General features: G+C 41.1%; 8 protein-coding genes. 4 read left to right on the top strand and 4 right to left on the bottom strand.

Translation table 11 applies throughout. From position 1 onward, the window contains the following. Nucleotides 1-6 precede the first annotated feature (6 nt). On the bottom strand, nucleotides 7-1074 hold the full coding sequence (locus J7338_RS07025) for a homocysteine S-methyltransferase family protein (protein WP_210796372.1): 1068 nt from the start codon (nucleotides 1072-1074) through the stop codon (nucleotides 7-9). After that, nucleotides 1064-2011: a homoserine O-acetyltransferase MetA gene (gene metA, locus J7338_RS07030; protein ID WP_210796373.1), complete on the bottom strand. Its 948-nt coding sequence runs from the start codon at nucleotides 2009-2011 to the stop codon at nucleotides 1064-1066. The genes J7338_RS07025 and metA overlap by 11 nt, the downstream gene beginning before the upstream one ends. A 211-nt stretch (nucleotides 2012-2222) precedes the next feature. Between metA and ettA the strand changes: the two genes are divergently transcribed. From ettA to J7338_RS07050, 4 genes are all read left to right on the top strand, one after another. Continuing rightward, nucleotides 2223-3896, top strand: coding sequence for an energy-dependent translational throttle protein EttA (ettA, locus tag J7338_RS07035; RefSeq protein ID WP_210796374.1), 1674 nt, complete (start codon nucleotides 2223-2225; stop codon nucleotides 3894-3896). A 318-nt stretch (nucleotides 3897-4214) separates the two neighbouring features. Next, on the top strand, nucleotides 4215-4577 hold the full coding sequence (locus J7338_RS07040) for a PilZ domain-containing protein (RefSeq protein WP_210796389.1): 363 nt from the start codon (nucleotides 4215-4217) through the stop codon (nucleotides 4575-4577). A gap of 66 nt (nucleotides 4578-4643) precedes the next feature. Beyond that, nucleotides 4644-5552, top strand: coding sequence for a histone deacetylase family protein (locus J7338_RS07045; RefSeq protein WP_210796375.1), 909 nt, complete (start codon nucleotides 4644-4646; stop codon nucleotides 5550-5552). Nucleotides 5553-5623: 71 nt separating this feature from the next. After that, a complete protein-coding gene (locus tag J7338_RS07050) occupies nucleotides 5624-6298 on the top strand; it encodes a hypothetical protein (RefSeq protein WP_210796390.1) in 675 nt (224 codons plus the stop codon). Here the strand turns inward: J7338_RS07050 and J7338_RS07055 are convergent. Both J7338_RS07055 and J7338_RS07060 read right to left on the bottom strand, forming a co-directional pair. After that, nucleotides 6290-6457, bottom strand: a complete 168-nt coding sequence (locus J7338_RS07055; RefSeq protein ID WP_210796376.1) for a hypothetical protein — start codon at nucleotides 6455-6457, stop codon at nucleotides 6290-6292. The genes J7338_RS07050 and J7338_RS07055 overlap by 9 nt on opposite strands. A gap of 316 nt (nucleotides 6458-6773) precedes the next feature. Beyond that, the coding region (locus J7338_RS07060; protein ID WP_210796377.1) for a hypothetical protein at nucleotides 6774-7335 on the bottom strand (562 nt) is incomplete at its 5' end.

Consider the following 7335-nt stretch of genomic DNA (forward strand, 5'->3'; position numbering starts at 1 on the left):
GCTACCTTAATTTAAGTTACACGCTTCAAGGCCTGATAAGCGCATACGCACTTCAAGCTCTGGCAATGGTCGAGGTTCAACCCCTTCAAGCCCTTTCGCAAATGCCCTGATGTGTGCAGGTGTAGTACCACAACAACCACCAACAATATTGATAAAACCTGACTTACCCCAATCGATAATTTCTTGTGCCATTTCAGGTGCTTCTAAATCATATTCCCCAAACTCGTTAGGTAAACCGGCATTGGGATGAACTGATACAAAGGTTTCGCAAACCCGCGATAACTCTTCTACATATTGGCGCAGTAGATCTGGACCAAGCGCGCAATTGAGACCAATTGAAATTGGCTTAATATGACGAATCGAATTATAAAATGCTTCGGTGGTTTGCCCTGACAGCGTACGCCCGGATGCATCGGTTATGGTGCCAGAAATCATCACAGGTAACTTGCGACCGGCTTGCTCAAACGCTTCTTCAACCGCGAATGAAGCCGCTTTTGCATTAAGCGTATCAAAAATTGTTTCTATTAAAATGAGATCAACACCACCTTCCATTAACGCAAGGGTTGATTCAACATACGCGGTGACTAACTTATCAAAGGTGACATTGCGATAACCGGGGTCGTTCACATCCGGTGAGATTGAACAGGTTTTTGAGGTTGGCCCTAAAACACCCGCAACATAGCGTGGTTTAGCTGGATTTTTAGCGGTAAATTCATCACAAATACTGCGTGCTAATTTAGCAGACTCTAAGTTTACTTCACGGCTGATGCTGGCCATGTCGTAATCTTCCATGGAAATCGTGGTCGAGTTAAAGGTATTGGTTTCGATAATATCGGCACCGGCATTTAAAAAGCCACGGTGAATATCGGCAATAATTTTTGGCTGTGTAAGGCTCAGTAAATCGTTATTGCCTTTAATAAGTACATGCCAATCTTTAAAACGTTCACCACGGTAGTCTTGCTCTTCAAGCTTATGCGCTTGGATCATAGTACCCATGGCACCATCCAAGATTAAAATACGCTGTTTGAGTGCGTCAATTATCTCAACACGTTTGTTTTCTAAATTATTCGGCATAGTTGTTAGTCCTTACGGCTTGGCTAACTAAATTAATATCATACGGTGTGGTTTGATACACATAATAATTTAACCAGTTCGAAAAAAGCAAAAAGGCATGACTTTGCCAAGTTTTCGACGGTTCGTTATCTGGGTTATTATCTGGAAAGTAGTTTTCAGGCAATGGCGCATCAGGGCCTTTTTCTAAATCGCGCTGATACTCGCCTTTTAAGGTGTCTGCATCATACTCGGGGTGACCGGTAATATACACTTGGCTGCCGGATTTATTTTTTATTAAGTAAGCACCTACTTGCTCTGAGCCTGCCAGTACTACTAGGTCATCACAGGCGTTAATTTTTTCAATATCAATATGACCATAACGCGAGTGCGGTACTACAAAGGTGTCGTCAAAACCACGTGTTAATGCGCCATGTTTAAAATAGCATTTGTGGGTAAATACGCCGCAGAGTTTATTTTCTTTTAATTCACGCTTTAAATTATGGTGATGGAATAAACCCGCGTGGGCCGCCCAACACGAAAATAATGTTGAGGTTACATGCTGCTCTGCCCAATCTAAAATTACCTTTAGTTCATCCCAGTAGGCTACATCGTCATATTCTAAATGCGCTAATGGTGCGCCGGTAATAAGTAATGCATCATAGTTGTTGTCTTTCACTTCAGAGAAATAACGGTAAAAGGTGTCTAAATGCTGCTCTGAGTTGCTACTGCTGCGATGAGTGTCTAAACGTAATAGCTCAACATTCACTTGCAAGGGTGAATTAGCGAGCAAGCGAATAAATTGCACCTCGGTTTCTACCTTATTAGGCATTAAGTTTAAAATCGCCAAGCGCATCGGGCGGATCTCTTGGCTTTTAGCGCGGCTTTTTGGCATTACGAATACGTTTTCTTGACGTAACTTCGCAATGGCGGGCAATTCATCTTTAACGGTAATAGGCATACTCATCTCCAAGGCATAATTAACCAATGGCTAATTATGAACGGATAGCTGGAAATTTCAACCTCTAGATGTTTAGATGTCCATATGATTTTAATTCGCTAACCTATTTGCTCAAAACACCTAGCCAACTTTGCTGATTCGTTGACTGTTTCACCTTTGAGCCACTACAATACAACATTGAAATTTTTATTATTATTTGAAGGCTCCTTCCATGGTTTTACCTGATAAGTTTATATTCTCGATGAGTCGAGTATCTAAGGTTGTGCCACCTAAACGCACTATCTTAAAAGATATTTCTTTGCATTTTTTCCCGGGCGCAAAAATTGGTGTACTTGGTTTAAACGGTTCTGGTAAATCAACGTTGCTACGTATTATGGCCGGCCTTGATCAAGAGTTTGAAGGTGAGGCATACCCTCAACCAGGCACTAAAATTGGTTACTTACCACAAGAGCCGATCTTAGATGAAAGTAAAACAGTTCGTGAAACAGTGGAAGAAGCCGTTAGCGAAGTTAAAAATGCATTAAACCGTCTTGATGAAGTATATAACGAGTACGCGATGGACGGTGCTGACTTTGACGCACTTGCCAAAGAGCAAGGCGAGCTTGAAGCAATTATTCAAGCCCACGACGGTCATAATATCGACAACGTATTAGAACGCGCAGCAGATGCCCTACGTTTACCTGAATGGGATGCTAAAATTGAATTCCTATCCGGTGGTGAGCGCCGCCGAGTGGCTATCTGTCGTTTATTGCTTGAAAAACCAGATATGCTTATTCTTGATGAACCGACTAACCACTTGGATGCAGAATCTGTAGCATGGCTTGAGCGCTTCTTACATGATTATGAAGGCACTGTTGTGGCGGTAACCCATGACCGTTACTTCCTTGATAATGTTGCAGGTTGGATCTTAGAGCTTGACCGTGGTGAAGGTATTCCGTGGGAAGGCAACTACTCGTCATGGCTTGAGCAAAAAGATGCGCGTCTGCAACAAGAGCAAAAATCTGAAAAAGCCCGTCAAAAATCAATTGCCCAAGAACTTGAGTGGGTACGTTCAAACCAAAAAGGCCGTCAAGCTAAGTCAAAAGCGCGCATGTCGCAATTTACTGAAATGCAGCAGTCTGATTACCAAAAACGTAATGAAACCAACGAGCTATTTATTCCGCCTGGTCCACGTTTAGGGGATCAAGTGATTGAAGTTAAAAACTTGAAGAAGAGCTTTGGCGATCGCGTGTTAATTGATGATCTAAGCTTTACTGTGCCTAAAGGCGCAATTGTTGGCATTATCGGTGCCAATGGTGCGGGTAAATCAACGCTGTTTAAAATGCTCAGCGGTGAAGACAAACAAGACAGCGGTGAAATTAACCTAGGTGAAACGGTTGAACTGGCAACCGTTGATCAGTTCCGTGGCAATATGGATGACAGCAACACTGTTTTCCAAGAAATTTCAAACGGACAAGACGTACTGAAAATTGGTAACTTTGAATTCCCAAGCCGTGCCTATGTGAGTCGCTTTAACTTCAAAGGTAACGATCAGCAAAAATTTGTTAAAGACCTCTCTGGTGGTGAACGCAACCGCTTACACTTAGCTAAGTTATTAAAAGCCGGTGGCAACGTTATCCTGCTGGATGAGCCGACCAATGACTTGGACGTTGAAACATTACGTGCCCTTGAAAATGCGATTTTAGAATTCCCAGGCTGCGTTATGTGTATCTCGCATGATCGTTGGTTCTTAGACCGTATTGCAACACATATTCTTGATTACCGTGACGAAGGCCAAATTAACTTCTTCGATGGTAACTACACTGAATATGAAGAGTGGCTTAAAAAGACCTTAGGTTCTGCGGCTACGCAACCTAAGCGTATTAAGTACAAAAAGATAGGTTAGGTTCTAAACATATTTTAAGCCCTGCATTTATGTGGGGCTTTTTTTATTAACCTGGAACATAGATCAGAGATTCACGATCCAGAGTTCAGCTTATACCAATCGTGTTAAGTTACTGACCATTTATAGCCACAGATAAATGGAGTGATAACAAGGCATAAATTTTTACATGTAGTTGTTCTACATGAAAAATTTATAACGCAGTTAGCGCTTTATTTAGCTCGCTAGAATGGTTAAATATTTAAGTGGATTGGTATTAATTACACATACTGACTAAAAAATAGGCTACACTTAATCCTAATACTCCTAAAAGGAATAATGATGGAAAACCGCCGACATTACACGCGCATTTTATTTTCAACTCCCGCGCATTTAACCAATAATTCCCATAGCTATCCGTGCCAGTTGCTCGATATCTCATTAAATGGCGCCCTGGTTAGTCGCAATAATGACTTTAATTTTACAAAAAACAGTAGTGCGATTCTTGCCTTTAAACTCCCGCAAAGTGAAGTAATCATCGCGATGACTGTTACTATTTGCCATATTGAACAGCAACATATAGGTTTAAAATGTACCCATATTGATATAGATAGTATTACCCATTTAAAGCGTTTAATTGAGTTAAACCTCGCTGACGATACACTACTGCACCGTGAACTTGAGAGTTTGATCCATAGTGCGTAAAGCAAGTAACTGGATTGAAATTGCCCTGTAGGTTACCCTAGAGAAAACTCGCAACGCAATCTGACTATGGCTCTTAATCAACACTTACCGCTGGTTTATCACCCTAACTATTCGTTTAACTTTGATCCAAACCATCGTTTTGTAATGAGTAAATTTGCCCATTTATACCAACAAGTAAAAGCACTTGGTTTGGCGAATAGCAACCTAATAACACCTCAACTTGGCAGCCCTGAGGCGCTTGAATTGGTACATTGTGATAATTACATTCAAGATTTATGGCATAACCGCTTAGATGATAAAGCGATGCGTGGTATTGGGCTACCTTGGTCTGAACAATTAATGGCACGAACTTTTACCGCACCTCAAGGCACGTTGCAAACTGCGCGCTTAGCTCTTGAGCACGGCATTGCATGCCATTTAGCCGGCGGTACACACCACGCTCACAGCGATTTTGGCTCTGGCTATTGTATGGTCAACGACTTAGCCTTTACTGCACAAACGCTGATTCAATCAGCTGAAGTGACCAATGTATTGATTTTTGACTTAGATGTACACCAAGGTGATGGCACCGCAGCCATGTTACAACACCAACCTTATGCATATACCTGCTCGATTCATTGTGAAAAAAATTTTCCATTTCGCAAATCAACCAGCGATCTCGACATTGGTTTAGCTAATAATATGCAAGATGATGAATATTTAGGGGTTGTTGATGATACCTTGCGCTTTTTACTCAAAGAACTTAACCCTGATTTAGTGCTTTATGATGCAGGTGTCGACATTTGGCAGCAAGATGGTTTAGGTAAACTTGATATTAGCTGGCAAGGCATTGAAAAACGAGATCACTTAGTGCTTAAGCGCTGTATTGAGCACAATACGCCAGTGGCAAGCGTGATTGGCGGAGGTTATGATAGAGATCACTTGCGCCTTGCAAAACGCCACGCAATTGTTATAGAGCAAGCTGCGCTGTTTTAAAAGCAGAGTATAAAACTGCTAAAACAGTATTTTTGACTACACTTTTAATTCATACCTTTATTGAGATCATTATGCGACTGTTGTTTATTATGTTACTTGCATTTATGTCGAGTATTGTCAACGCCGAAGAAGAAGCTGTAAAAGAGGAGCTTCCGCCGATTAACCCAGCTTATAATGCAGAGCATGCTATGGTACTCGTTAATCAAGGCTCGCGTATTTTTGCAGTTAACCTACCGACATATAAATTACCTCACGATGTGCAAGTTGTTTATCAAATTGAAAACCCAGATATCGCTTTTTTAAGCCTGGTACGTGATGCAGAGCTTATTACTATCAAACCACAACCGTTTAATATTCAACGGCTAATGCGTGGCGAAGAACTAACAATTACGGCAGATGTGTATGCCGGACACTACCAGCGCGATGGCAGTTTGGTTTATCAACATAGAGCTATTGTAATGAGTAAATTACTTTATGCGCGGGAATTAACTGATTTGAACGAATCATCGCAGTGGCAAGAATACGACATGATCACCCTCAAAAATAATGAGCGAATTTATATCCATAAAATAACCCAAGCACCGAGTTTTAATCACCTTATTTTTGCAGATTTAACTAATGCCTGTCTGCAAAAATTTCGCACATCAAAACGCGTCCCAAATGCTAGCGAATTAACCTATAAATTTGCCAACTGTGGCACCTTAAAGCCGCTCTATTTTGATGCTGAAGATTTGCAGTCAAAGTGACTGAAAACTCAACGAGGTATGTGAAATGTTGTTAATAACATTGAAAAACATGTTTGCTTGTTCATCAGGCATCACTTGCTCTCCCCTGTAGTAAACATAAGAGCGTCCATCACTGCCATGAAATTGTATCCAATGGTTATCCCATTGAAGGTATTGCATTATCTACTTCAACACCTTCACCACGCCAATAATCATCAGTCCATTTCATCCCTGCTGAACTAGCAGTGCTGAAAAAACACATAACAAGAAAACACTTACTTTAAACATATTAAACTCTCAACAAAGTTATTTTAAATTTTTAACATAAAGCTTTAATCGCAAGAAAATAAAAAGGCAAAAAGAAAGACCTGACCACACTAATCTTCAAAATCTGATTCATCTAAATAAATAGGTTTTCTTTCATTACCCCGTGAAGTTATGTGATATAACGCACCCGCAAACTCTAATCTGAGAGGCCTAGCCATCTTTTCATCTATCAATTTGTATAAATTAATATCTTAAGATTAGCCGCAACTAACAAAAGGCAAGAAGAAAGACCTAACCCCATTCTTTTGGGCTTTGCCCAAGAACCTGACTTTCCTGGATTCCCTTCTGCATTATACCACCATTGCATTGCTGAGGTGACGGCACCATTGGCAAACTTGCCACCCGTCAGTTTTGACACCGTGCCACCTATAACCCCTGCAATTGCTGTTCTTCTCACTGCATCAGCATAAGTGCCGGTTTTTGGATTCATAAACCCTTTCATACTGGCGGTGACTAAGGAGCTGACAAAGCCATGACCAAACTTTCCTCCTTGAAGAACAGCAGAAACGCCACCTACCATAGCATGGGATGCCACATTTTGAACGGCAGTCCACCCACCAAGATCAAAATTTAATTCAGCACCGATGTATTGAGAAATACCTATTGTAGCCGACGAAATAACGTAAGCTTTCAAAGCTGCACCAAAACTACCTGTGACTGCATAGGTTTTTAAGCCTTGATATAAAGGTAATGCATAAGGTGCCCAAATCCCTATTGCTATACTTACTGCG

Source organism: Pseudoalteromonas ostreae, from assembly GCF_018069805.1.
GTDB lineage: Bacteria > Pseudomonadota > Gammaproteobacteria > Enterobacterales > Alteromonadaceae > Pseudoalteromonas > Pseudoalteromonas ostreae.